Here is a 22,177-nt window from a genome sequence, read left to right as displayed (position 1 = left end):
AGATAGACGTATAGCTTGCTAAGTATTTATAAAAAATAACACCTGCATAGTGATTTTTATTATCAATTCTCCTTGAAGTTTTTTATCAGGATTATACGAATAGTTTCGGTGGTTCCACCGTGGCCATTTTTTATCTAAAATTTACATCTTAATTCGGGTATAACAATGTTAAGCATTTACGGCAAAAAATTACGTCCTCATCATGAAATAGAAAAAATCATTTCCGCAACGGAAGGATTTGAAGAAAAATCGTTAAAGAAATGGCAAAAAATTTCCACCGTCGATAATGAATTTATTCATATTATCGTCAGCGGTGAAGTGGAATTCCGCCGCGAATCCGACGAGCTCTGCTTGTTCACCCTGCAGGGGCAGTGCATTTTTGGACTCTCTTCCATTTTTTATCATTCGTCCCATATGTATGGCCTGGTCCGCTCGAATACCGTGGTGCGCTCGATTCCGAAAAGCGTTTTCTCTCAACTGATGACCGAGAAAGGCTTGTGGCCTGAACTCACCAAGGTGCTGGCCTGGTATATCTGTCTCCTGAGCAAGCGCGATGACGTGCTGGTTGCCCGCAGCGCCTATTCTGTCGTGCGCGAATTTTTGCTGGAAATTAATGAACTGATTGTACATCATCAACGCGATATTAATGTTTATGATTATATTCAGGAATACACCAGCCTGGCACGCAGTACGATTATAAAAATCCTCTCCGATCTGAAAAAAGGTCAATACATTGTGGTGGAAAAGGGTCGGCTCCTTAATATCACCAACCTGCCTGAAAAATATTAACTATTCCAGCCGGTCTCCCTTTTTACTTAATGGAGACCGGGAACTTTCTTTATGTAATGTGCCCGCCTGAGTATTATCCTGCGTTTCGTCAATCGGCGGTGCGGGTATTTTCCCTTGCGAATAATCCTGCGCTTGTTCTTTTAACGCCTGCTTAAACAGTTCGGTTAATGATGCGTCGTCACCCTCCGTGCGGGGGGCGACGGCATCGTCGTGCGCTTCCGTTCCGGGGAGGGTATCCCGCGAGGTATCGTGCGGCACCGTGCCGTCAGGCATCTGCTGCCAGTCGGCGTCGTCGCTGTTAATCGGCAGATCCTGCATGGCAGGGACGTCGGCCTGCACCGGGACGGGTTTCGGGTGCGGATGCGGGAACGGCTTGCTCACGTACACGTAGTGCATATCGGAAAGCTGCGTCTCGGGCTTCGCCACGTTCACTTTTTTTACCGGCTCCGGCGCAGGGTGGCGCAGTTGCCAGTATACGTGGGCGTACAGCCCCGCCATCAGAATGACGCAGAGGCTTAATATTCTTAAAAAGGCGTTAGAAGCGATTTTTCTCAGGCGGGGAATGCGGTACGAAAACCAGACCGCCTCCCCGGAAACGTAGCTGCGCTGAGCCGCAAGACAGATGGTAGACATTAGGAATGCTTCTCCTGCGTTTTCGCGTCCGGTGCGGCATGGGGGGTCTGAAGCAGCACGCTCGGCGTGGTGTTAGTGTCGCGCATCAACTGCATCAGCGTCTCTTCACCCGGGATACCGTCGACGCGCAGATGCATTTTTTGCTGGAACTCGCGGGTGCGTTTCATCATCTCCGTCGTCCAGGTTTGAGCGTGGGTTTCCGGCTCGGCAAGGGCCTGGCTCAGCTGCTGATCCAGCCACCCCATGTCCTTCGCATCGCTGGTGGCGCTGATGGCGTCTTTGCCTTCCGGCGTCAGGCGGTGGAGCTGGGTATAATTGCCGGTGGCATGCTGGTTAAACCAGTGACGGCTTACCTGCCAGGTGCGGTTATTCATCAGCAGGTCGAGTGAGTTATCCCCGACGCGGGCGACCACGGCATAGTTAAGGTGGTTGCCGGTTTTCAGTTCACTCACCCACGGATACCCTTCCTGGGCCAGCGCGTCCGGTGAGGCATTTCCCTGCTTACACATCAGGTTCACCTTCGCGGCGTTCTGGCACAGGGCATCGTCCGCCGAGGCGTCATACCCCCACATCAGATAGAGCTGATGCATCGCATCCGGCTGATTAACCACCTCGTTGTCGATAGCCGGCACCACCGGCGCCTGCTCGATGGGCGTCTGCTGTTTCCAGCTCGCGGGCACCGGCAGTTGAATCGGAAGTCTTGCTCCGATCGAGGAGGTCAAATACCAGCCGCAGGCAGCGAACAGCACGGAGGCGAACAGCCCCACGGTAGCCAGGCGCATACCGTGTTTTTTCGCAGGCAGGATCTCACCGGCCGCCAGGCGCAGATGACGCGGGCTAACCTGTTCTGCGCTTTCGGTCCAGGCGGCGAGCATCGACAGGTGCGCCAGCTCGTTCAGCTTGCTGATATTCCCTTTGGTCAGCGCATGCATTTTACGCACGCGCGCCGGGGTCAACGGCGAGTGCTCACACCCGTGCGCTTCACACTGCGCCTGAACGTAGCTGAGAAACTCCCGGCAGGTAAGGGGTCGCAGGGTGTGGCAGGTATGCGCATATTCACGCAGTTCAGACTGCTGCATCAGAACGGCTTCCCGATCCGCTGCACCCATCAGTACGACGGACAGACGAAACTCCAGCTCCTGCGCGCGCGTCAGCAGCAGAGCCAGCACCTCCCGACAGGTCTCTTTCATGGCATCGGTATGGCTAATCACCAGCACTTTCGTCCTGCTTTTCCCCCCCTGCCACTGGTGCAGGATGGCATCCACCGCCTGAAGCCGGTTTTTGCTCTCTTTCGTTCCTGGGTTGAGTTTATACAGCAGGCTACTGGCACTCAGTTTTGGAAACGCGTTGATGGCAATAACGTCAGGGGTTGCGGATTTCAGGGCGTCGCTGAACTGGCCCAGCAGCGGGGCATCATCAGCAAAGAGCCCAATAATCCCCGCCTGTTGGGTTTTCTCTTTCAGCAGGTTGAAAATATCCTGGTGATACGGCACGAAGAAATCGCCCGAGGCGCGGGTGATTTTTCGAAAAGGCGGGTGATTAAATTTAAAATGACTCTGATACATAACGACTTACCGTCTCTGGGCATGAATAGCAATGGCCCAGAAAAGTACGGCAAGGGTGCGTCATGGTCAATTTACGGGCAGGGTAAAAATAACCTGTCGGCTACCTCTAACACTGGTTTTTTTGACGGTCAATCTTTTTCTTTATCAAAGTTAACGGCGAAGCAGGTGGTCGATTGTCAGGCCGCTAATTACTATTTATGTCACATATTGGCGCAGCATGACGCTGCTTATTTCCGCTTTGCTAAAGGCCAGATGAATAATGAGGCTCTCACTTTTTTCACGGTGGATAACGCCCTGTATTATGTTTGTATTGCTGATTTTTTGCGGTCAGCAAGGCTACGTCATTTTTAAAGATTATAAAAAAGTGACGAATAAACTCGCGAACGCAGCGGCGAAACCGCAAAAAAAACGTCAGGAAGAAAAGACATTTTCACTTTTCACCGCCGCCGTGCGTCAGGACAACCTGCCAGCGGCCGGAAAAGCCCCGCTCGCTGCCGAAATTGAGGGGATCGTCCGCAGCGACGATGCCTGGTTGTCCTTCGCCGTGATCAAAACGCCGGGTGGTCAAAAGAGCTATCGCGAAGGCGAAGCGCTGACCGGTTTTAACGATGCCTTTATTCAGGAAATAAACAAAGACAATGTGGTGGTTAATTACGAAGGTGCTACGCAGGTACTGGCGTTAAATAAACCTGACTATTTTAAGGGCGGCGTTGACAGCGGCCCGGTAACCCAATCGACGAAAGATGCTGGTGCTGAAAGCGTGCATCTGGATGATTATCTGGTGTTAAAGCCACTTATCGAAAAGGGCCAACTGGAAGGCTACAACATTAATCCAAGGAATGCCTCTGACTTCTACAGTCATGCCGGTCTGGAAAAAGGTGATGTGGCGGTAAAAGTCAATTCTGTCGATATGACCGATGCAAAAAAGGCAAAAGATATTATTGCCAACTGGTCGAAAATGAAAGAAGCGGAGGTCGTCGTCAGACGTCACGCTCACCTTGAAAATATTCGGGTCAATGTTCTAAACAATTAACAAGTGTACAGACATGAAGAAATTTCCTTGGGCGTGCGTGGCGCTGACCGCATTGTCGTTATATTCCAGTTCGCTGCTCGCAGCTAACTTTAGCGCCAGCTTTAAAAACACCGATATCCGCGAATTTATTGATACGGTAGGCCGCAATCTGAACAAAACCATTCTGGTCGACCCGTCCGTGCAGGGCACGGTGTCGGTCAGAACCTATAACGTGTTGACGGAAGACGAATATTACCAGTTTTTCCTGAGCGTGCTGGACCTGTACGGCCTGTCGGTGATCCCGATGGATAACGGCATGGTTAAAGTGGTGCGCTCGAGCATTGCCCGCACCGCCGGTGCGCCGCTGGCCGACGGTAAAAATCCGGGCAAAGGCGACGAGATCATCACCCGCGTCGTGCGCATGGAAAACGTGCCTGTTCGCGAGCTGGCGCCGCTGCTGCGTCAGCTCAACGATGCCACCGGCATCGGTAACGTGGTCCACTTTGAGCCGTCCAACGTCCTGCTGCTAACCGGTAAAGCCTCGGTGGTGAACCGCCTGGTGGATCTGGTTCAGCGCGTGGACAAAGACGGTATTCAGCGTCGTGAAATCGTGCCGCTGCGCTTTGCGTCCGCCAAAGAGCTCTCGGAGATGTTGAATAACCTCAACAACGAAGAGCAGAAAGGGCAGAACGCGCCGCAGCTGGCGACCAAAGTGGTGGCCGATGACGAAACCAACAGCCTGGTGATCAGCGGTTCGGAAGATGCGCGCGCGCGGACCCGCTCCCTGATCCATCAGCTGGATCGCGAGCAGAACAACGAGGGGAATACCCGCGTCTTCTATCTCAAGTATGCCAGCGCCACCAAGGTGGTGCCGGTACTCACCGGCATCGGCGAGCAGCTGAAGGACAAGGCCGGCGCGCCGAAGTCGAAAACCGCGCCAGCGTCCAGCGATCTGAACATTACCGCCGACGAAGCAACCAACTCGCTGGTGATTACCGCCCAGCCTAACGTGATGAACTCCCTTGAGAAGGTGATCGACAAGCTCGACATCCGTCGTCCGCAGGTGCTGGTGGAAGCCATCATCGCGGAAGTGCAGGACGGGAACGGCCTGGATCTCGGCGTGCAGTGGACCAGCAAGCACGGCGGCGTGCAGTTCGGCTCCACCGGCCTGCCAATCAGCCAGATTAAAAATGGCACCATGAAAGGGGCGAGCTTCACTGGCCTGGCGACCGGCTTCTTTAACGGTGATTTTGGTGCGCTGGTGACTGCGCTTTCCACCGACGGCAAAAATGACATCCTCTCCACGCCAAGCGTGGTCACGCTGGATAACAAAGAAGCGTCGTTCAACGTGGGCCAGGATGTGCCGGTACTTTCCGGTTCGCAAACCACCAGCGGCGATAACGTCTTTAACTCCGTTGAGCGTAAGACGGTCGGTACCAAGCTGAAAATTGTGCCGCAGATTAACGATGGCGACATGATCCATCTGAAGATTGAGCAGGAAGTCTCCAGCGTCGACAACAGCGCGACGGAAGACTCCAGCCTCGGCCCGACCTTCAATACGCGCACGATCAATAACGAAGTGATGGTCCACAGTGGCCAGACGGTGGTGCTTGGCGGTCTGATGGAAAATGTGACCAAACAGTCCGTGTCCAAAGTGCCGCTGCTCGGCGATATCCCGCTGGTCGGTCAGCTGTTCCGCTACACCTCCCAGGATACCTCCAAGCGCAACCTGATGGTGTTCATTCATACCACCGTCCTGCGTGACGACGACAACTACAGCGCGGCCTCGAAAGAGAAATATGACCAGATCCGGGTGCGCCAGATGCAGCGCGTGGAAGAGAAAAAGCTCGGTATTGTTGAGCCGAGCGACAATGCCGTCCTGCCCGCGTTTCCTTCAGCAAGCCCTCACGCCGCACCGGTGAAAACCCGCGCGACACGCAATCCGTTTAAAGAGTAAGGCGGAGGGGCAACGTGGACGAACTGAGTAAAACACTGTGTAGCAGCAGCTACGCAAAAGATAACGGCGTTCTGCTTTACAACAATGACGTCTATATCCGTGAGGACACCCCGGTGTTAGCACTGCTGGAAGTGCGCCGGGTGTTGGGCCGCGCGTTCGTCCCGGTTACTGTGACGCCGGAAGCGTTTGACGAGATGCTGGCCAAAATCTGGCAGCAGAGCAGCGGCGTTTCACAGCAGCTGGTGGACGACATGGATGCGGATATCGACCTGATGGCGTTAACCGAGGAGATCCCGGATAACGAAGATCTGCTTGATAACGACGAAAACTCGCCGGTGATCCGCCTGATCAACGCCATTCTCGGCGAGGCGGTTAAGGACGGCGCGTCGGATATCCATATCGAAACCTTTGAGCGCACGCTGAGCATTCGCTTCCGCGTTGACGGCGTGCTGCGCCCGGTGCTGCAACCGGCGCGTAAGCTCGCCCCGCTGCTGGTGTCGCGTATCAAGGTGATGTCGAAACTCGACATTGCCGAAAAACGTCTGCCGCAGGATGGCCGTATCTCACTGCGCATTGGCCGCAAGGCGATCGACGTGCGCGTCTCGACCATTCCGTCCCAGTACGGCGAGCGCGTGGTCATGCGCCTGCTCGATAAAAGCAATCTCAAGCCCGACATCAACAAGCTGGGCCTGATCGATGAAGAGCTGGAGAAGTTAAAAGGGCTGATTGAGCGCCCGCACGGCATTATCCTGGTCACCGGGCCGACAGGCTCCGGTAAAAGTACCACCCTGTACGCCATTCTTTCGGCGCTGAACGGTCACGAACGCAACATCCTGACCGTGGAAGACCCGATCGAATATGAGCTGGAAGGGTTGGGGCAGACGCAGGTTAACCCGCGCGTGGACATGACCTTTGCCCGCGGGCTGCGCGCTATTCTGCGTCAGGACCCGGACGTGGTGATGATCGGGGAAATTCGTGACGGTGAAACCGCGCAAATTGCGGTGCAGGCGTCGCTCACCGGTCACCTGGTCATGTCTACGCTGCACACCAACAGCGCCGCCGGGGCGATTACGCGTCTGCGGGACATGGGGCTGGAGTCCTTTTTAATCGGTTCATCGCTGCTCGGTGTCATTGCCCAGCGTCTGGTGCGTCGGCTGTGTACGCACTGCCGGACCACCAGTCCGCTGGATGCCAATGAAAAAGCGCTGTTTAGCTTTATGGAGGCGCCGCCAAAAGCCATTTATCGCGCGGTGGGCTGTGAACACTGCCGCCAGAGCGGCTATCAGGGCCGTGCCGGTATTCACGAGTTCCTGGTGGTGGACAGCGCCATGCGCCGCGCCATTCATGAAGATAAAGACGAAATGTCCATCGAGACGCAGCTCTTTAAGCAGGCTTACAGCCTGCGCGAAAACGGGCTGCTGAAGGTGATTAGTGGCGTCACCTCGCTGGAAGAGGTGATGCGTGTGACCGCCGAGCGCGGGGGGGATGCGTAATGGCCTTCTACGCCTGGACGGCGACGGATGTCGCAGGCAAAACCCAGCGCGGCACGCTGCAGGCCGAGGGGCAAAAGCAGGTTCGCCAGATGTTGCGCGAGCAAAAGCTGATGCCCGTCAGCATCAGCGAAACCCGTGAAGCGGCGTCTGCCGGAAAAGCAAAAACCGGAGCCAGGCTCTCCACGCCGGTGCTGTCGATGTTTACCCGTCAGCTCTCCACGCTGGTCAACGCCGCACTGCCGCTCGAGAGCGCGCTGAAGGCGATCTCGAAGCAAACGGAAGACAAAAAGCTGGCGGCAATGGTGGTGGAGATCCGCGAGAAGGTGGTGGAAGGTCACACCCTGTTCGACGCCTTCAGCCAGTTCCCGCGCGCCTTTGACAAGCTCTACTGCACGCTGGTGATGGCCGGTGAAAAAACCGGCCACCTGGGCGACGTGCTGGAGAAGCTGGCGGAGTACAACGAGCAGCGCCAGAAGATGAAGAGCAAGCTGACGCAGGCGATGGTCTACCCGATTACCCTCACCGTGGTCGCCATCGCGGTCATCAGCATTCTGCTGGTGGCGGTGGTGCCGCAGGTGATCGAGCAGTTCACCCACATGAAGCAGCAGCTGCCGATCACCACCCGCACGCTGATTGCGGTGAGCGATTTCCTGCAGGCGTACGGGATCTACATCGTGCGGATCCTCGGCGGCGGGTTTGTTGGCTTTAAGACCTGGCTCAGAAACGCCAAAAACCGTTTTCGCTGGCACAGCTGGCTGGTGAACGGCTCGCCGATTAAAAAGCTGGTGTGCGCGATCAACAGCGCCCGCTATATCCGCACGCTCAGCATCCTGCAGGCGAGCAGCGTGCCGCTGCTTGAAGGGATGTATATCGCGATGGACGGTATCGAAAACCTCTACGCCCGGCAGGTGCTGGAGCAGGCGGCGGATACCGTGCGTCAGGGGGCCTCGCTCTATGCCGCGCTGGAGCAGGCGAAATTATTCCCGCCCACCATGCTGTACATGATTGCCTCCGGCGAAGAGAGCGGCGAGTTAGGCAACTTAATGGACCGCGCGGCGGAAAACCAGGAGTCGGCGCTACAGCATCGTATTACGTTAACGCTCTCGGTATTTGAACCGGCGCTGGTGGTCTCCATGGCGACGATTGTTTTATTCATCGTGCTGTCAATATTACAGCCGCTTCTGCAACTTAATAATATGGTAGGTTAAATCATGGCTATAAAAACAAAACGTCTGGCTCGCCAGGCGGGGTTCACCTTGCTCGAATTAATGGTGGTGATCGTTATTCTCGGCGTTTTAGCGAGTATGGTGGTGCCCAATTTAATGGGTAATAAAGAAAAAGCGGACGCGCAAAAGGCGACCAGCGATATTGTTGCGCTCGAAGGCTCGCTGGATATGTATAAGCTCGATAACCACCGCTACCCAACGACCGAGCAGGGTCTGCAGGCGCTGGTGACCAAGCCTGAGATCGCGCCTATTCCCAACGGCTACCGCGCCGACGGCTATATTCGCCGCCTGCCGCAGGATCCGTGGGGCAACGATTATCTGCTCGTCAGCCCGGGTGAACACGGCGCCGTAGACGTCTTCTCTGCCGGTCCTGATGGCGAAGCCAACACCGCAGACGATATTACGAACTGGTCTCAGGATAAGAAAGAGAAATAATGAAGAATCAACGCGGCTTTACGTTGCTGGAAATTATTCTGGCGCTGGTGATATTTGCCAGTTGCGCCATGATGGTTGTCTCAACAATACCCTCACGCAGCGGTGCGGATATATTTGGTCAGCAATTAAAAGCCCTCGTTGATTATGGTTCAGACCGCGCGGTCATGGACGGAAATATTGTCGGGCTGGTGATCGCTACCGATAAATATCAGCTGGTCACGCTCGACGATAAAAACGGCGAACGTCACTGGGTGCCGTTATCCGCCGGCCGTATTACCACGAAGGGCGATTTCCCGGAAGAGATGCACGTGTCGCTCTCGCCTCAGCGTCTGGCGGCTAACGTCGAGGCCGACCCCCAGATCCTCTTTCTGCCGGACGGTGAGATTGGGCGTTTTACGCTGACGCTGCAAAGTTACGACAAACAGCATCACTTCCGCGTGGTGTCGCAGGGCGCGGCCCCGGTTTCGGTAGAGAACGATGACTAAAGGCAAGGTTAAGCAGAACGGGATGACGCTCCTGGAGGTGATGGTGGCGCTGGTCATTTTCTCCACCGCCGCGCTGGCGCTGATGAATTCCGTCTCCCTGAACGTGCGCTTCACCCACGGGCTGGCCGAAACGCTGCAGGCCAGCTGGGTTGCAGAAAATCAGCTGGCTGAAGCCCAGCTCAGCAAAACCGATTTTCCCGATGCCGAGGAGCAGGGGACGGAAATCATGGGGGGGCGCAGCTGGTACTGGCATAAGCAGCGGGTGAAAACCGCCAATAGCGGTTGGGCCAATGCCATCCGCGTTTACGCCGAAGGCGATAAAAGCCAGCCGGTCATTTCGCTTCAGATCATTGGGCCGGGAGAAGAGAGCAAGTGAAGACGAGCCGACGCCAGCGCGGTTTTACCCTGCTGGAGATCATGATTGCGCTGACCATTTTTGCGGTTATCAGCACCCTGGCCTGGCAAATTCTCGACGGCGCGATGCGCACCAGTTCGGCAACCGATACCCGCGCGGCGAAGCTTAATCAGCTTCAGCGTGCCTGGAGCCTGATGGAGCGCGATTTTTTCCAGCTGCAGGCGCGGGCGCCGCGCAACGCACCGGATCTGTTTTTACAGGATGGCGATGCCGTGGAATTCACCACGCTGAACGGCGTGAGTGGCACGGTCCAGCTGGAGCGCGTGCGCTGGCGGCTGGAAGAAGGGCGTCTGTATCGCGACGTCTGGCCGGTGATTGACAGCCCGGCGGACGTCAAACCCGATGAAGTGCCTATCGTCAGCGAGGTGAAAGCGATGCAGTGGCGGTTTTATCACCAGGGCTGGCAAAAAAGCTGGGGTGACTCTGCCCATCTGCCAGACGGCGTGGAGCTTACGCTGACCATGGAAAATGGCGACACCTGGCGCTGGGTGTTTACCACGCCGGGAGAGATACCAGAAGCGGCGGCACCGGCGGCAGAAAACGCGCCTGCCCCGCAAAATGCGCCTGCGCCGGACGTGAAGCCATGAGCCGGGTCCATCAGCAACGCGGTGTTGCCCTGCTGGTTGTGCTGATCCTGCTGGTCATGATGTCGGCCCTGGCGGCCAAAATCAGCCAGCAGTTCTGCCGTAATTTGCAGAAAACCCACTATCAGGTGAGCCAGCAGCAGCTGCGCTGGGCAATGCAGGCGCAGGAAAAAGTGGTGAAAGACCGGTTGCAGAACGACGCCAGCGGCGAGAGCAAACCGCTCGACCCGGCGGGCGACTGGCACCTGCCGCTGGAGACGCAGGGTGAAGACTATACGGTGGTCAGCCAGGTCGACGACGCGCAGGACTGCTTCAACGTCAATAACCTGCTGGCCGCAGACAAAGTGGCTCAGGATCAAAATGCGTCAACCGTGCCGGAAAAACCGCGAAAAGAGAAGATTGTCGAGCAGATCCTGACGGACGGCGGCATCAGCCAGACGGCGGCGGAAGAAATTTATCAGCAGCTGGTGGATTATCTCGACGGCGACGCCACGACGGTGAAAGAGGGCGCGGAGATGGACGCCTGGTCTGGCGTAGTGCCGGCGCGTCAGCCTGCGAATCAGATGATGCGCACCCTTGCCGAGATCAAGCTGCTGCCGGCGTTTCCTGCTGCAGCGTACCCGAAAGTGAGCAAGCTGTTATGCGCGCTGCCGGACTCGGCCAGCAAGGTGGATGTCAATACTCTGACGCCGGAGCAGGCGCCCTTACTGGCAGCCCTGTTCCCGGGAAAACTCACCGCGGACGATGCCGTACGCCTGATTGAGTCGCGGCCGGAAACCGGCTGGGAAAGTATGGACGTCTTCAGCAAAGCGCTGGAACAGGCCTTCCCGCAGTTGAAGGAAGAGTTGCCGCAGGTGGCCGGGTTGCTCTCCATCAACAGCCGGTATTTTCGCGTCAACTACACCGGCAATACCGATGAGTTAACGCTTCGCGTGGTGAGCCAGCTTCAGGTGAATAACGAAGCCGGTGAAATTGTGACGTGGCAACGTCGTTACCGAATGATTGAATAAGAAAAGTAGAACGCTATGAAACAGGTCCTTTTTGTTTGTCCCGACAGCCGTGAGGACGGGAAAATCATGTGGTGTGAGTCGGGAAGCGAACAGGTTACAACCCTGGACACCCCGCAGGCGCTGCATACCCTTGCCGACCATCCTCTGGCTGCGCGCGTGTGTCTGCTGCTGCCCGCCAGTGAGATGATCTTCCGCCACTTTACGCTGCCGAAGAAAATGGCGTCGCAGGCGACCGCCTTCTCGTGGATGGCGGAGGAGACTCTGATTGGTGAGGTGGACGATCTCCACTGGACGGTGCTGAACAAAAAAGGCGCCGAGGTGGACGCCGTGGCGATAGATTCCGCCCGCCTGCAGCAGTGGCTGACCCGCTTTCACGAGGCGGGCCTGAAGGTCATTCAGGTCCTGCCTGACGCCTGGCTGCTGCCGGTCACGGCGGGTGGAAGCACGCTGGTTGCGCGGGAAGAGAACTACTGGTTGCGCTTGTCCCCGCATATCGCCTGTAACGTTGAGGTTGGCCTGTTGCCGCTGCTGATGCAAAAAGCCGGAGAGGGCGAGGTCCGCTGCTACGGGGACATCCCGCCAGGCATTGGGGTTGACGAACAGCTGGCGGCAGAACATCCGCTGGTGCTGATCCAGCCGCAGTGGCGGGCGTGCCGCGTCAACGTGCTGCACGGTGCGTTCAGCGCGAAAGCGACCAGCGCGAGGGCGGCGAAAGGGATGAAGGCCGCCATCGCGGTGATGGGACTTCTCTCTCTGGGTCTGCTGCTCGGCCCCCGCATCACCCTGGCGTGGATGCTGGCAGATCGGGAAAATCAGGTGCAGCAGGAGATGGTTGAGCTTTATCAACACCATTTTCCGAGTATGCGTCACCAGACCAACCTTAAGTACCATTTTGGACAGAACATCAAGAAGCAGCCTAAAGGCATTTTTTTGCAGATGGACGAACTGGAAAAGATCCGTCAGTCCGTTCCGTCGATGGAAATTACGCTGTTTGAATATGACGACACGCAGGGAGCCCTGACATTAAGCGTGAGTGCGCAAAACGCGCAGGCATTACAGGAATTCATTCATCAGGCCAGCACGAATTTTGATTTTACGTTACAGCCTATTTCAAAGGACGCGCCGTATACGGCCATGATTACAGGGAAATATAAATGAAAGCGCGAATTGCACAGTTTACATCTCGTTATCAACAATACAGCACCAGAGAAAAATTCATTTTAAAAATAGCGGCGGGAGCTTTATGCAGCGCCGTCATCTATTACGCAGGGATAATTCCCCTGGATAACATGATAAAAAATAGCCAGGCGACGCTGGCGCGACAAATTGAAACGGTAAACTGGATGAAAACAGAAATTGATAAAAATCATCTGCCGGTGCTACAGGTGAAAACCGATAATCCACGCAGCGTGGTGGAGAATAGCGCGCATGAAATCAACCTGACGCTGACCGATATTCGTCAGGACGGTCAGACTCTGGCCTTTGTCGTGAACCGGGTCAACGTGTATGAATTAAAAAACTGGCTGCGAGAGATGAACCTCGCGTCAGGCGTCAGGCTGGAGAAAATGAACCTCACGCCCGTGGATCACCTGAGCGACGTGAAGGCCGAAATCCAGCTGACCTGGAAAAAAGTGGCATGAACGGGCTGATACTCGTCCGGGAGAGTTATCCCGTCGGGTTTGCCGCGATGAGCGGCGTATTCGGCGCGATCCTGGGGAGCTTTCTCGGCGTTGTGGTGGATCGCGTGCCGGGGATGGTGCTAGAGGAGGAGAGCCGCAGCAACCTGCTTTTCCCGGCGTCACACTGTCCCGTCTGCCAGCATGCTCTGCGCGCATGGGAGAACATTCCGCTGCTGAGCTGGCTGGTGCTGAGGGGACGCTGTCGTTGCTGCAAGTCGCCGATTCCGCTGCGGTTATTTTTACTCGAGCTGTTGACGGCGGTGTTCTTTGGCCTCACCGCCCGGTGGATACCGGACTTAGCATCCCTTTTCTCGCTGTGGGTGCTGGCGGCCTTTCTGCTGCCGCTGGCGATGATTGACGGACAGCACCAGCTGCTGCCCGACTGCCTGACGCAGCCGCTGCTCTGGGCCGGGCTGCTGTTCCACGCCTTCAGCCACGGGCTGCCCCTGCGTGATGCGCTGCTCGGCGCGGTGGCAGGCTATCTTTCGCTCTGGCTGGTGTACTGGGCGTTTCGTCTGCTTACTCGTCGGGAAGGGCTGGGCTACGGCGATTTCAAGCTGCTGGCGGCGCTGGGCGCCTGGTGCGGCTGGCAGTCACTGCCTGCGATTGAATTAATTGCCGCATTAAGTGGCATAGTGGGCTATTTGCTATTAAATAAATCGAATAAAAATAACCTAACCATCGCTTTCGGACCTTATCTGGCTTTTGCTGGAATAGCGCTCTATACCTGCCAGCTATTTGTGAATACCTATTAAATAACCGGGTCAAGTTTTTTTATCAATATTTTCGACGAGGAAAGAGAAGGACGACCTTTTATCCTCAGTGTATCGTAAAAGGCATAAGCTACACGGATTTTTAGCTTGTATCTTTTAATGGAGGAATACAACGCGTCTTTAAGGTTTGGATAACGGCTGTCTGCGTATTTAAAAACGCACTATGTGAATATCATTCCATGTTCTAAAGGAAGACATGGATCAATTTCGTTTACGAATAAATTTATCAGGAAAGAAAAATGAAATTTATTAAGCCTAAATATCTGGCGCTCTTTATTGCAGCGGCAACCGGTTCTGCATTCGCTGCTGCGCCAGGTGCACCGACCATCGGCTCCGGCAATGACAAATTTGCGCTGGTCGAGGTGGATCAGGCCGCGCAGGATTACAACAGCCTCGTCAAGGTACATAACGACGGCGTGGATGTGAAAGTCGAGTGGAACGTGTGGAGCGGCGACGCGCCAACGTCTGCAAAAGTGCTGCTGGATGGTAAAACCGTGTGGACCGGCGCAGCTGGTGCAAGCGGCTCAGCCACCTTTAAAGTGAAAAAGGGCGGACGTTATCAGGAGCAGGTGGAAGTCTGTAATGCCAGCGGCTGTACCAAAAGCGCCAGCAAGCTGATCATCGTGGCGGACACCGACGGCAGCCATCTGCTGCCGCTGAACGCGCCGCTGCAGGAGAACAACAAAACGTTCGCCAAACATACTGATAAAGTGGTTGCGGCGTATTTCCCTGAATGGGGCGTTTACGATCGTAACTTCCCGGTTGATAAAATCCCGGCAGCGAACCTTAACCACATCCTCTATGGCTTCATTCCAATCTGTGGCGGCGACGGCATCAACGATGGCCTGAAAACCGTTGAAGGCGGTAACAGCTTCTCCGTACTGCAGCGCGACTGCGCGGGTCGTCCGGACTATACCGTCGCCATTCACGATCCGTGGGCTGCGCTGCAAAAACCGCAGTCTGGCGTCTCCAACTGGGACGACCCGTACAAAGGTAACTTTGGCCAGCTGATGGCGCTGAAAAAAGCGCATCCGGACCTGAAAGTGCTGCCATCCATCGGTGGCTGGACGCTGTCCGATCCGTTCTTCCACATGGGCGACCCGGCAATCCGTGCCCGCTTCGTCTCCTCTGTGAAAGATTTCCTGCAGACCTGGAAGTTCTTTGACGGTGTGGATATCGACTGGGAATTCCCTGGCGGCGGCGGCGTGAGCGAACACCTGGGTAACCCGCAGCAGGATAAAGCGACGTATACCGCCCTGATGCATGACCTGCGCACCATGCTGAACGAGCTGTCTGCACAGACTGGCCGTACCTATGAACTGACCAGCGCCATCGGTGCTGGCCGCGATAAGATTGAACACGTGGATTACACCGCTGCTCAGCAGTACCTCGACCACATCTTCCTGATGAGCTATGACTTCTACGGCGGCTGGAGCAACACCGAGCTGGGCCACCAGGCCGCACTGCGCGCGCCGTCATGGCGTCCGGACACGAACTACACCACCGAGAACGGCGTGGACGCGCTGCTTGCTCAGGGCGTACAGCCAGGCAAGATCGTGGTGGGTGCGGGCATGTATGGCCGCGGCTGGACTGGCGTGCATGGCTACACCGGTGACAATCCATTCACGGGTACCGCAACCGGTATGGTGAAAGGTACCTGGGAACCTGGCGTGGTCGACTACCGTCAGATCGTTAACGAGTACAAAGGCAAGCCTGGCTGGGAATATGGTTACGACGCGAATGCTGAAGCGCCATATGTCTTCAATAAGTCTACCGGCGACCTGATCACCTATGAAGATGCACGCTCTACCGCCGCTAAAGGCAAGTATGTGCTGTCGAAAAACCTGGGCGGACTCTTTGCCTGGTCTATTGACTCTGATACCGGCGACATCCTGAACGCGATGAACGAAAGTCTGCTGGGCGGTTCTACCCCGGTCGATCCGGTCGTCACCAACCATGCGCCAATCGCGTCTTCTGCGGATCAGAACGTCTCTGGCCCGGCAACCGTCACGCTTGATGGTTCTGCTTCCAGCGATCCAGACGGCGATGCGATTACCTACAAATGGACCCAGGTTTCTGGCCCATCTGTAACTCTCTCCAACAGCACCAAAGCGAAAGCCACCTTCAACGTTGCGGCAGCGACCAGCGACCAGACCATGGTGTTCCGCCTGACGGTTACGGATGCTAAAGGCCTGAGCAACGCCATTGATGTGCAGGTTGTGAATAAAGCGCCAAAAGCTAACCAGGCGCCAGTCGTGAACGCAATGGAGGCAGTGACGCTGCAGGCAGGAGAAACCTATGCTCTGCACGCGCAGGCTGTGGATCCAGACGGTGATGCGATGACCTTCTCCTGGAGCGTGCCAGCGGATATGCATGCAACCGGTACCGATACCGCGAACGTGACGATCACTGCGCCAGACGTTGCCACCACGTCTACCTATACGCTGAGCGTAGTTGTAGGCGACGGCAAAACCAGCGTGCAGTCTAACGTGCAGGTTACCGTGAATCCGAAACCGGCTGACGTTACACCACCGTCTGATGAAGTTACGCCTCCGTCTGATGACGTGACCCCGCCATCTGACGAAGGGTCTGCAACCGGTAGCTGCGATGCGCCTGTCGATGCTAACGCCAGCAAATATGCCGCGTGGGATGCCAGCAAAATCTACAACAGTGGCGATACCGTGAGCTTCGACCATCTGGTGTGGAAAGCGAAGTACTGGACGCAAGGCAACCAGCCTGGCTTCGGTGTGGATGCCTGGGAGCTGGTCAGCAACGTGAAGATGAACTGGCGTTCTGACCTGGTTTATAACGGCGGCGAAACCACAACCTACCAGGGCAACGTTTACCGTGCCAAATGGTGGACCCGCGGTGACAACCCGGCTAACAGCGATGTATGGGTGAAAGAAGGTCCTTCAACAGACTGCAAATAACCTTCTGAACCGTGGATTGCGGGAATGATATCAACCCGCAATAGTTGGTCACACCCCACTTCGGGTGTGACCAACACTTCAGAATTATCGCTAATGATGAGCGGAAAGAGGTTCAGTATTTAAAAAGCAGGTGCTCATGAAACGCGTGATTATATTTTTACTGCTGTTTAGTCAAAGCGTATTCGCGAACTGTTGGGATAACGCCGGACATTATTATCATGTCGATCCGTGGTTATTGTATGCAATTGCCAAAGTCGAATCCGGAATGAATCCCCACGCGGTAGGCTGGAACCACGACGGCACGCGTGACGTCGGGTTGATGCAGATTAACAGCTCACACTTCAGTGAGTTAGAACGTCAGGGTATTGATGAAAATCAGCTTATTAATGAGCCCTGTACCTCCATTATGGTCGGCGCCTCCATCCTGTCCGGGATGATAAACGTGTATGGCTATAACTGGGAAGCGGTGGGCGCGTATAACGCCGGATTGAAAAAAGAAAATTATCCGCAGCGCATGCGTTATGCCCATAAAGTGTGGGCGAAGTATCAGCAAATAAAATCGGGTAAATAACCGTAGCATTATTTTTATTTTTTGAAGAATTCCTTTCGGTGTTCTTCAGAAAATGAAAAAGAACCACACTCTCTGGCTTATTTATTAAGGGAGTAATACATAAGCCGGGAATGTACTCACCCTAGTTGCTTAAATACAGGATTATTTGAAATGACGAAAAGGACATTACTGAGCGTTCTCGTGGCGGGGGCATGTATTGCACCCTTTATGGCCCAGGCTGCATCACTGCAGGCGGCCAGCAGTGAGCCGTACACCATGAAAGCCAGCGATCTGGCGAAAAAGGAAAAAGAGCTGACCAATTTCCCGCTGATGGTTTCGGTGAAGGATACCATTGCGACCCTGGACAATAGCCTCGTTGAGCAGATTGAGCCAGGTCGTGCCTCGAACCCTGACAACGTCAAGCGCGTTGAAGGGATCGTGAAGGCCAGCGACTGGGAATATCTCTTCCCGCTGCGCGCTCAGTCTTATACCTACAGTAACTTCCTGAAGGCTGTTGGTAAATTCCCGGCACTGTGTAAGACCTATAACGATGGTCGCGACAGCGATGCCATCTGCCGCAAAGAGCTGGCGACCATGTTCGCCCACTTTGCGCAGGAAACCGGCGGCCATGAGAGCTGGCGTCCGGAAGCCGAGTGGCGTCAGGCCCTGGTTCACGTCCGTGAAATGGGGTGGACCGAAGGCCAGAAAGGCGGCTATAACGGCGAATGTAACCCTGACATCTGGCAGGGACAGACCTGGCCATGCGGTAAGGACAAAGACGGCGACTTCGTAAGCTACTTTGGCCGCGGCGCGAAGCAGCTGTCTTACAACTATAACTACGGTCCGTTCTCTGAAGCGATGTTTGGCACCGTCCGTACCCTGCTCGACAAACCTGAGCTGGTGGCAGATACCTGGCTGAACCTGGCAAGTGCGATCTTCTTCTTCGCCTATCCGCAGCCGCCAAAACCAAGCATGCTGCAGGTTATCGACGGCACCTGGCAGCCAAACGATCACGATAAAGCCAACGGCCTGGTTCCGGGCTTCGGCGTGACCACCCAGATCATCAACGGTGGCGTAGAGTGCGGCGGCCCAACCGAGATTGCCCAGTCTGAAAACCGCATCAAGTACTACAAAGAGTTCGCGAACTACCTGAAAGTGCCTGTTCCGGCGAATGAAGTGCTGGGCTGCGCCAACATGAAGCAGTTCGATGAAGGCGGCGCCGGCGCGCTGAAGATCTACTGGGAGCAGGACTGGGGGTGGAGCCCGGATACGCCGGACGGTAAGACCTACTCCTGCCAGCTGGTGGGGTACCAGACGCCGTTCAGCGCGTTCAAAGAGGGTGACTACACCAACTGCGTTAAGAAGTTCTATAACGTGAACATCATTAACGACGACGGCTCAGCCGTGACCCCAGGGGAAGACAAAACCCCGGCTGACACCACGCCGCCAGCGGATACGACGCCAGCGGAAGATACCACCCCTGTTGAACCGGCTACCGTGAATCACGCCCCTGTGGCGCAGATTGCGGGCCCAATCGGGGCGGTTGAAGCGGGTGCGCAGGTTTCCCTGAGCGCGGAAGGCTCCACTGACGCCGACGGTAACAAGTTGACCTACACCTGGCGTTCCCAGGATGGCCAGACCGTGACCGGTCAGGACAAAGCGGTGGTGACCTTCAAGGCGCCAGAGTCGGCAACGGCTCAGCAGTACGAAATCGGCCTGACCGTCAGCGATGGTGAACTGACCAGCACCACGTCCTACCTGCTGAATGTGAAAGCGAAAGCCGAGTCTAAGGACGAAGGCACTTCCGGCTCTTACGCCGCCTGGAGCGCGAACAGCAAGTACAACGCAGGTGATATCGTGAACAACCACGGTAAACTGTTCCAGTGCAAACCGTTCCCGTACAGCGGCTGGTGTAACAATGCCCCGGCATACTACGAACCCGGCGCTGGCCTGGCATGGGCTGATGCCTGGACGGCTCTGTAAAAGCAAACGGCAACCTTCGGGTTGCCGTTTTCGTACATGAGGCTAATGGGGCGAGGGGGCAGTACGGAGCAGTTGTAGGCCCGGTCAGGCGAGACCGCCACCGGGCAAAAAGGCTAGCGATGCAGCTTCCCGTGATCCCGCAGCCACGCCGCCGTGCGCATAATCCCTTCATCCAGCGTCACAACCGGTTTATACCCCAGCTCATTCTCCGCCCGCGAAATATCCAGCGTGAAGTCAAAGTTGAGTTTAGAGACGCCGTAATGCGTCAGCGCAGGCTCTTTGGCTGTTTTACTGCCAAAGCGCTCCATGCTGCGGGCAATCATATCCAGCATTGGGTAGGGCACGGAACGGATACGGCAGTTGATCTGCAGCTCGTCGATCAGCCGCTGCACAATGCTGCGCAGCGTGCAGGGTTCGCCGTTAGTGATGTTGTAGGCGCGACCGGAGATCAGCTTATCGCAGTCCGGCTGGCTGGCCAGCCACATGGCGTGAACGGCGTTTTCGTAGTAGGTCATATCCACAAGGGCATCGCCGCCGCGCGGCAGCAGCACGCTGCCGTAATGGTGCATCATCTGCGCCAGACGCGGAATAAACACTTTGTCGTGTGGTCCGAAGAGGCTTTGCGGGCGCAGGACGGTAAAGCGGGTATGCGGGTTTGACTGCGCCAGCAGGTCGATCACCTCTTCGCTGGCCGCCTTGCTGCGGGCAAACTCGCAGGCAAAGCGAGCAGGGCGGAAATCTTCCTGCACGTCGCGATGGTGGTGATAATCAAAATAGAGCGACGGGGAGGAGATATGGATAAAGTTACGCACGCCCCAGGCAACGGCCCATTCCCCCAGACGACGGGTGGCCCGCACGTTGGCGAGATCGAAGGCTTCCTGGGTCCCCCACGGGGAGGTAAAACTGGAGCAGTGCCATAGCGTGTCGATACCGGCGAGCATCACCTTCGCCTGCGAGGAGACCAGCTCCGTCAGGTCGGCATGGACGAACTCTGCGCCCATTTTTTGCAGCAGTTTACCCATCGCTTCGTTGCGACCGGTAGCCCTGACGCTAATGCCCTTGTTGCGCAGAAATTCGACCGCATTTCGGCCTAAGCCGCTGGTCGCCCCGGTAACCAGTACCTTCATAGCTATCCACTGTGTTGAAAAGAATTTCGTGCGCATTCTTTCGTGAATTACGGCGCTATGCAATGGGAAAGGTGAAAGAAAGAGAGTTTTATTTAGATCTTTTCCGTCTTTTGTTCTGCCCGTTGCGCAATGCGTTTCGCCATTCCCCGGAAGATAAACAGGTGGGCAGGGATCATCAACAGCCAGTAGAACAGACCCGGCATTCCGTGCGGATGCCACCAGGCGCGCACGTCCAGTTCACGATGATCGCCTTTGTCTTTCAGGGTAAAGCTGAGTCGGCCCAGCCCCGGGGCTTTCATGCCGAACAACAGCGCCAGCTGTTTTTCCGGTTCGACGATGATCACCTTCCAGCTGTCGACTGCGTCGCCCACCTCAAGATACGGGCGTGCCGGGCGGCCTTTCGCCAGCCGGTGCCCCACCAGCAGGTCCATCGCCCCGCGCGTTTGCCAGAGGAGATTACCGAAGAAATACCGTTCTTTGCCGCCAATCTGGTTCACTACCTCCCAGAGCGCGGCCAGGCTCGCGGAGGTTTTCACCGTGCAGCCCGCCTGTTTCGGGTAATAACCATACTCAGGCCGCCAGCGTGCAAAGGCCTGGGCGTCGTAGCCCCAGTCGCTGGAGTTCACCAGCTGTTCTTCTTCCTTGAGCGTATTGCGCACGGCGTCGTCAAAGCGGATCAGATCCTGAGGAATTAAGGCGCGCAGCGCGCGATCGTCGGCCAGCAGATCGTGCTTCAGCCCCTGGATCAGCGCTTTGGCGGTCGTCGGCGGCACCGAGGTGATGACATTCAAAAACCACACCGAAATCCAGCGCGTCGGGAAGGGAATGGGGATCAGCCAGCGGCGGCGGCCGCTGACGCGCATGAAATGTTCGAACTGCGCCTGATAGCTCAACACTTCCGGGCCTGCCGCTTCCAGCACGCGATGTTTCTCCGCCGGGTGATCCAGCAGGGCCACCAGATAATGCAGGAGGTTCTCCAGCGCAATCGGCGTGGTGCGCGAACGGACCCAGCGCGGCGGCGTGAGTACCGGCAGGTTGTAGACCATATCGCGCATCACTTCGAAGGCGGCAGACCCCGCGCCGACGATGATCCCGGCGCGCAGTTCGGTGACGGGGATATTGGCCCCCCGCAGGATGTCCGCCGTCAGCTGGCGGGCGCGCAGGTGATCGGACTGCTCGCGTTCAGGTGCCTGAAGTGAACTAAGAAAAATCACCTGCTTCACCGGGGTTTGCAGCAGGGCATCGCGGACGTTCATCGCTACCTGACGCTCGTGGGCGATAAAATCTCCGCCTTCACCCATGCTGTGCACCAGGTAGTAAAGCGTGTCGACCCCTTCCAGCAGCGCGGGAAGCGCCTTTGGCCAGTTGAGGTCAACGTTGTGACAGGTAACGCCCGGCAAACCGAGTTTTTGCAGGCGTTCGGTATTGCGTGCCGCAGCCAGCACCTGGTGCCCCTGCTGGCTTAACGCCGCGGTGAGATGCTGACCGATATACCCGCTGGCGCCGAGCACCAGAATGCGTTGCGGCACGT

At 56.3% G+C, this 22,177-nt stretch carries 21 protein-coding genes; 17 read left to right on the top strand and 4 right to left on the bottom strand.

Annotation, left to right across the window (positions count from 1 at the left end):
- Window positions 1-165: 165 nt before the first annotated feature.
- Window positions 166-789, top strand: a complete 624-nt coding sequence (locus tag ACOTXI_RS02595) for a helix-turn-helix domain-containing protein (protein WP_055321943.1) — start codon at window positions 166-168, stop codon at window positions 787-789.
- Here ACOTXI_RS02595 and ACOTXI_RS02590 read toward each other — a convergent pair whose 3' ends face one another.
- On the bottom strand, window positions 790-1,422 hold the full coding sequence (locus ACOTXI_RS02590; RefSeq protein WP_058654676.1) for a hypothetical protein: 633 nt from the start codon (window positions 1,420-1,422) through the stop codon (window positions 790-792).
- Entirely contained in the window at window positions 1,422-2,987 is a 1,566-nt protein-coding gene (locus ACOTXI_RS02585) for an ExeA family protein (RefSeq protein ID WP_058654675.1), read from the bottom strand. The genes ACOTXI_RS02590 and ACOTXI_RS02585 overlap by 1 nt, the downstream gene beginning before the upstream one ends.
- On the opposite strand from ACOTXI_RS02585, the gene ACOTXI_RS02580 reads away from it, so the two are divergent.
- The 16 genes from ACOTXI_RS02580 (at window position 2,973) to ACOTXI_RS02505 (ending at window position 19,519) form a co-directional block, all read left to right on the top strand.
- Window positions 2,973-3,338 (top strand): hypothetical protein, encoded by a 366-nt coding sequence (locus tag ACOTXI_RS02580; protein ID WP_126287221.1) that lies wholly within the window; start codon window positions 2,973-2,975, stop codon window positions 3,336-3,338. The genes ACOTXI_RS02585 and ACOTXI_RS02580 overlap by 15 nt on opposite strands.
- Window positions 3,289-4,020 carry a type II secretion system protein GspC gene (gene gspC / locus ACOTXI_RS02575; protein WP_025912911.1) on the top strand — a complete coding sequence of 244 codons (732 nt, stop codon included), beginning with the start codon at window positions 3,289-3,291 and terminating at the stop codon, window positions 4,018-4,020. The genes ACOTXI_RS02580 and gspC overlap by 50 nt, the downstream gene beginning before the upstream one ends.
- Before the next feature lie 13 nt (window positions 4,021-4,033).
- Complete coding sequence (gene gspD / locus ACOTXI_RS02570; RefSeq protein WP_023343662.1) at window positions 4,034-5,956, top strand: type II secretion system secretin GspD; 1,923 nt, start codon at window positions 4,034-4,036, stop codon at window positions 5,954-5,956.
- A 14-nt stretch (window positions 5,957-5,970) separates the two neighbouring features.
- A complete protein-coding gene (gene gspE / locus ACOTXI_RS02565) occupies window positions 5,971-7,449 on the top strand; it encodes a type II secretion system ATPase GspE (RefSeq protein WP_058654674.1) in 1,479 nt (492 codons plus the stop codon).
- Window positions 7,449-8,657 (top strand): type II secretion system inner membrane protein GspF, encoded by a 1,209-nt coding sequence (gspF, locus tag ACOTXI_RS02560; RefSeq protein ID WP_058654673.1) that lies wholly within the window; start codon window positions 7,449-7,451, stop codon window positions 8,655-8,657. Before gspE ends, gspF begins: the two co-directional genes overlap by 1 nt.
- A gap of 3 nt (window positions 8,658-8,660) precedes the next feature.
- Window positions 8,661-9,110: a type II secretion system major pseudopilin GspG gene (gene gspG, locus ACOTXI_RS02555; RefSeq protein WP_039025173.1), complete on the top strand. Its 450-nt coding sequence runs from the start codon at window positions 8,661-8,663 to the stop codon at window positions 9,108-9,110.
- On the top strand, window positions 9,110-9,595 hold the full coding sequence (gene gspH, locus ACOTXI_RS02550) for a type II secretion system minor pseudopilin GspH (RefSeq protein ID WP_008500017.1): 486 nt from the start codon (window positions 9,110-9,112) through the stop codon (window positions 9,593-9,595). Before gspG ends, gspH begins: the two co-directional genes overlap by 1 nt.
- The gene (gene gspI / locus ACOTXI_RS02545) at window positions 9,588-9,971 is read left to right on the top strand and encodes a type II secretion system minor pseudopilin GspI (RefSeq protein WP_023292909.1); all 384 of its coding nucleotides are present in this window, start codon (window positions 9,588-9,590) and stop codon (window positions 9,969-9,971) included. Before gspH ends, gspI begins: the two co-directional genes overlap by 8 nt.
- Window positions 9,968-10,597, top strand: coding sequence for a type II secretion system minor pseudopilin GspJ (gene gspJ / locus ACOTXI_RS02540; protein ID WP_025912913.1), 630 nt, complete (start codon window positions 9,968-9,970; stop codon window positions 10,595-10,597). Before gspI ends, gspJ begins: the two co-directional genes overlap by 4 nt.
- Window positions 10,594-11,604, top strand: coding sequence for a type II secretion system minor pseudopilin GspK (gspK, locus tag ACOTXI_RS02535; RefSeq protein ID WP_008500014.1), 1,011 nt, complete (start codon window positions 10,594-10,596; stop codon window positions 11,602-11,604). Before gspJ ends, gspK begins: the two co-directional genes overlap by 4 nt.
- A gap of 15 nt (window positions 11,605-11,619) precedes the next feature.
- The gene (gene gspL / locus ACOTXI_RS02530; RefSeq protein WP_058654672.1) at window positions 11,620-12,762 is read left to right on the top strand and encodes a type II secretion system protein GspL; all 1,143 of its coding nucleotides are present in this window, start codon (window positions 11,620-11,622) and stop codon (window positions 12,760-12,762) included.
- Complete coding sequence (gene gspM, locus ACOTXI_RS02525) at window positions 12,759-13,244, top strand: type II secretion system protein GspM (protein ID WP_021240906.1); 486 nt, start codon at window positions 12,759-12,761, stop codon at window positions 13,242-13,244. Before gspL ends, gspM begins: the two co-directional genes overlap by 4 nt.
- Complete coding sequence (locus ACOTXI_RS02520) at window positions 13,241-14,038, top strand: prepilin peptidase (protein WP_058654671.1); 798 nt, start codon at window positions 13,241-13,243, stop codon at window positions 14,036-14,038. Before gspM ends, ACOTXI_RS02520 begins: the two co-directional genes overlap by 4 nt.
- A gap of 257 nt (window positions 14,039-14,295) precedes the next feature.
- On the top strand, window positions 14,296-16,986 hold the full coding sequence (locus ACOTXI_RS02515; protein ID WP_087855564.1) for a glycosyl hydrolase family 18 protein: 2,691 nt from the start codon (window positions 14,296-14,298) through the stop codon (window positions 16,984-16,986).
- 136 nt (window positions 16,987-17,122) lie between these two features.
- Complete coding sequence (gene iagB, locus ACOTXI_RS02510; RefSeq protein WP_008500008.1) at window positions 17,123-17,557, top strand: type III secretion system invasion protein IagB; 435 nt, start codon at window positions 17,123-17,125, stop codon at window positions 17,555-17,557.
- A gap of 150 nt (window positions 17,558-17,707) precedes the next feature.
- Window positions 17,708-19,519, top strand: a complete 1,812-nt coding sequence (locus ACOTXI_RS02505; RefSeq protein WP_008500007.1) for a chitinase — start codon at window positions 17,708-17,710, stop codon at window positions 19,517-19,519.
- Window positions 19,520-19,632: 113 nt separating this feature from the next.
- Here ACOTXI_RS02505 and ACOTXI_RS02500 read toward each other — a convergent pair whose 3' ends face one another.
- Window positions 19,633-20,646 carry an NAD-dependent epimerase/dehydratase family protein gene (locus ACOTXI_RS02500; protein ID WP_008500006.1) on the bottom strand — a complete coding sequence of 338 codons (1,014 nt, stop codon included), beginning with the start codon at window positions 20,644-20,646 and terminating at the stop codon, window positions 19,633-19,635.
- Between the two features lie 92 nt (window positions 20,647-20,738).
- On the bottom strand, window positions 20,739-22,175 hold the full coding sequence (locus ACOTXI_RS02495; protein WP_058654669.1) for an SDR family oxidoreductase: 1,437 nt from the start codon (window positions 22,173-22,175) through the stop codon (window positions 20,739-20,741).
- Window positions 22,176-22,177: the final 2 nt, after the last annotated feature.

The sequence above is a fragment of the Enterobacter cloacae complex sp. BZL2005 genome (assembly GCF_049238885.1).
In the GTDB taxonomy this organism is placed as follows: Bacteria; Pseudomonadota; Gammaproteobacteria; order Enterobacterales; family Enterobacteriaceae; genus Enterobacter; species Enterobacter roggenkampii.
Note: the sequence above shows the minus strand (reverse complement) of the source record. Positions and strands in the feature narration are given on the sequence as shown.

Coding starts and splice junctions, on each gene's coding strand:
- ACOTXI_RS02595 (WP_055321943.1), top strand. CDS start 166: ATGTTAAGCATTTACGGCAAAAAATTACGTCCTCATCATGAAATAGAA.
- ACOTXI_RS02590 (WP_058654676.1), bottom strand. CDS start 1,422: ATGTCTACCATCTGTCTTGCGGCTCAGCGCAGCTACGTTTCCGGGGAG.
- ACOTXI_RS02580 (WP_126287221.1), top strand. CDS start 2,973: ATGACTCTGATACATAACGACTTACCGTCTCTGGGCATGAATAGCAAT.
- ACOTXI_RS02585 (WP_058654675.1), bottom strand. CDS start 2,987: ATGTATCAGAGTCATTTTAAATTTAATCACCCGCCTTTTCGAAAAATC.
- gspC (WP_025912911.1), top strand. CDS start 3,289: ATGTTTGTATTGCTGATTTTTTGCGGTCAGCAAGGCTACGTCATTTTT.
- gspD (WP_023343662.1), top strand. CDS start 4,034: ATGAAGAAATTTCCTTGGGCGTGCGTGGCGCTGACCGCATTGTCGTTA.
- gspF (WP_058654673.1), top strand. CDS start 7,449: ATGGCCTTCTACGCCTGGACGGCGACGGATGTCGCAGGCAAAACCCAG.
- gspG (WP_039025173.1), top strand. CDS start 8,661: ATGGCTATAAAAACAAAACGTCTGGCTCGCCAGGCGGGGTTCACCTTG.
- gspH (WP_008500017.1), top strand. CDS start 9,110: ATGAAGAATCAACGCGGCTTTACGTTGCTGGAAATTATTCTGGCGCTG.
- gspI (WP_023292909.1), top strand. CDS start 9,588: ATGACTAAAGGCAAGGTTAAGCAGAACGGGATGACGCTCCTGGAGGTG.
- gspK (WP_008500014.1), top strand. CDS start 10,594: ATGAGCCGGGTCCATCAGCAACGCGGTGTTGCCCTGCTGGTTGTGCTG.
- gspL (WP_058654672.1), top strand. CDS start 11,620: ATGAAACAGGTCCTTTTTGTTTGTCCCGACAGCCGTGAGGACGGGAAA.
- gspM (WP_021240906.1), top strand. CDS start 12,759: ATGAAAGCGCGAATTGCACAGTTTACATCTCGTTATCAACAATACAGC.
- ACOTXI_RS02520 (WP_058654671.1), top strand. CDS start 13,241: ATGAACGGGCTGATACTCGTCCGGGAGAGTTATCCCGTCGGGTTTGCC.
- ACOTXI_RS02515 (WP_087855564.1), top strand. CDS start 14,296: ATGAAATTTATTAAGCCTAAATATCTGGCGCTCTTTATTGCAGCGGCA.
- iagB (WP_008500008.1), top strand. CDS start 17,123: ATGAAACGCGTGATTATATTTTTACTGCTGTTTAGTCAAAGCGTATTC.
- ACOTXI_RS02505 (WP_008500007.1), top strand. CDS start 17,708: ATGACGAAAAGGACATTACTGAGCGTTCTCGTGGCGGGGGCATGTATT.
- ACOTXI_RS02500 (WP_008500006.1), bottom strand. CDS start 20,646: ATGAAGGTACTGGTTACCGGGGCGACCAGCGGCTTAGGCCGAAATGCG.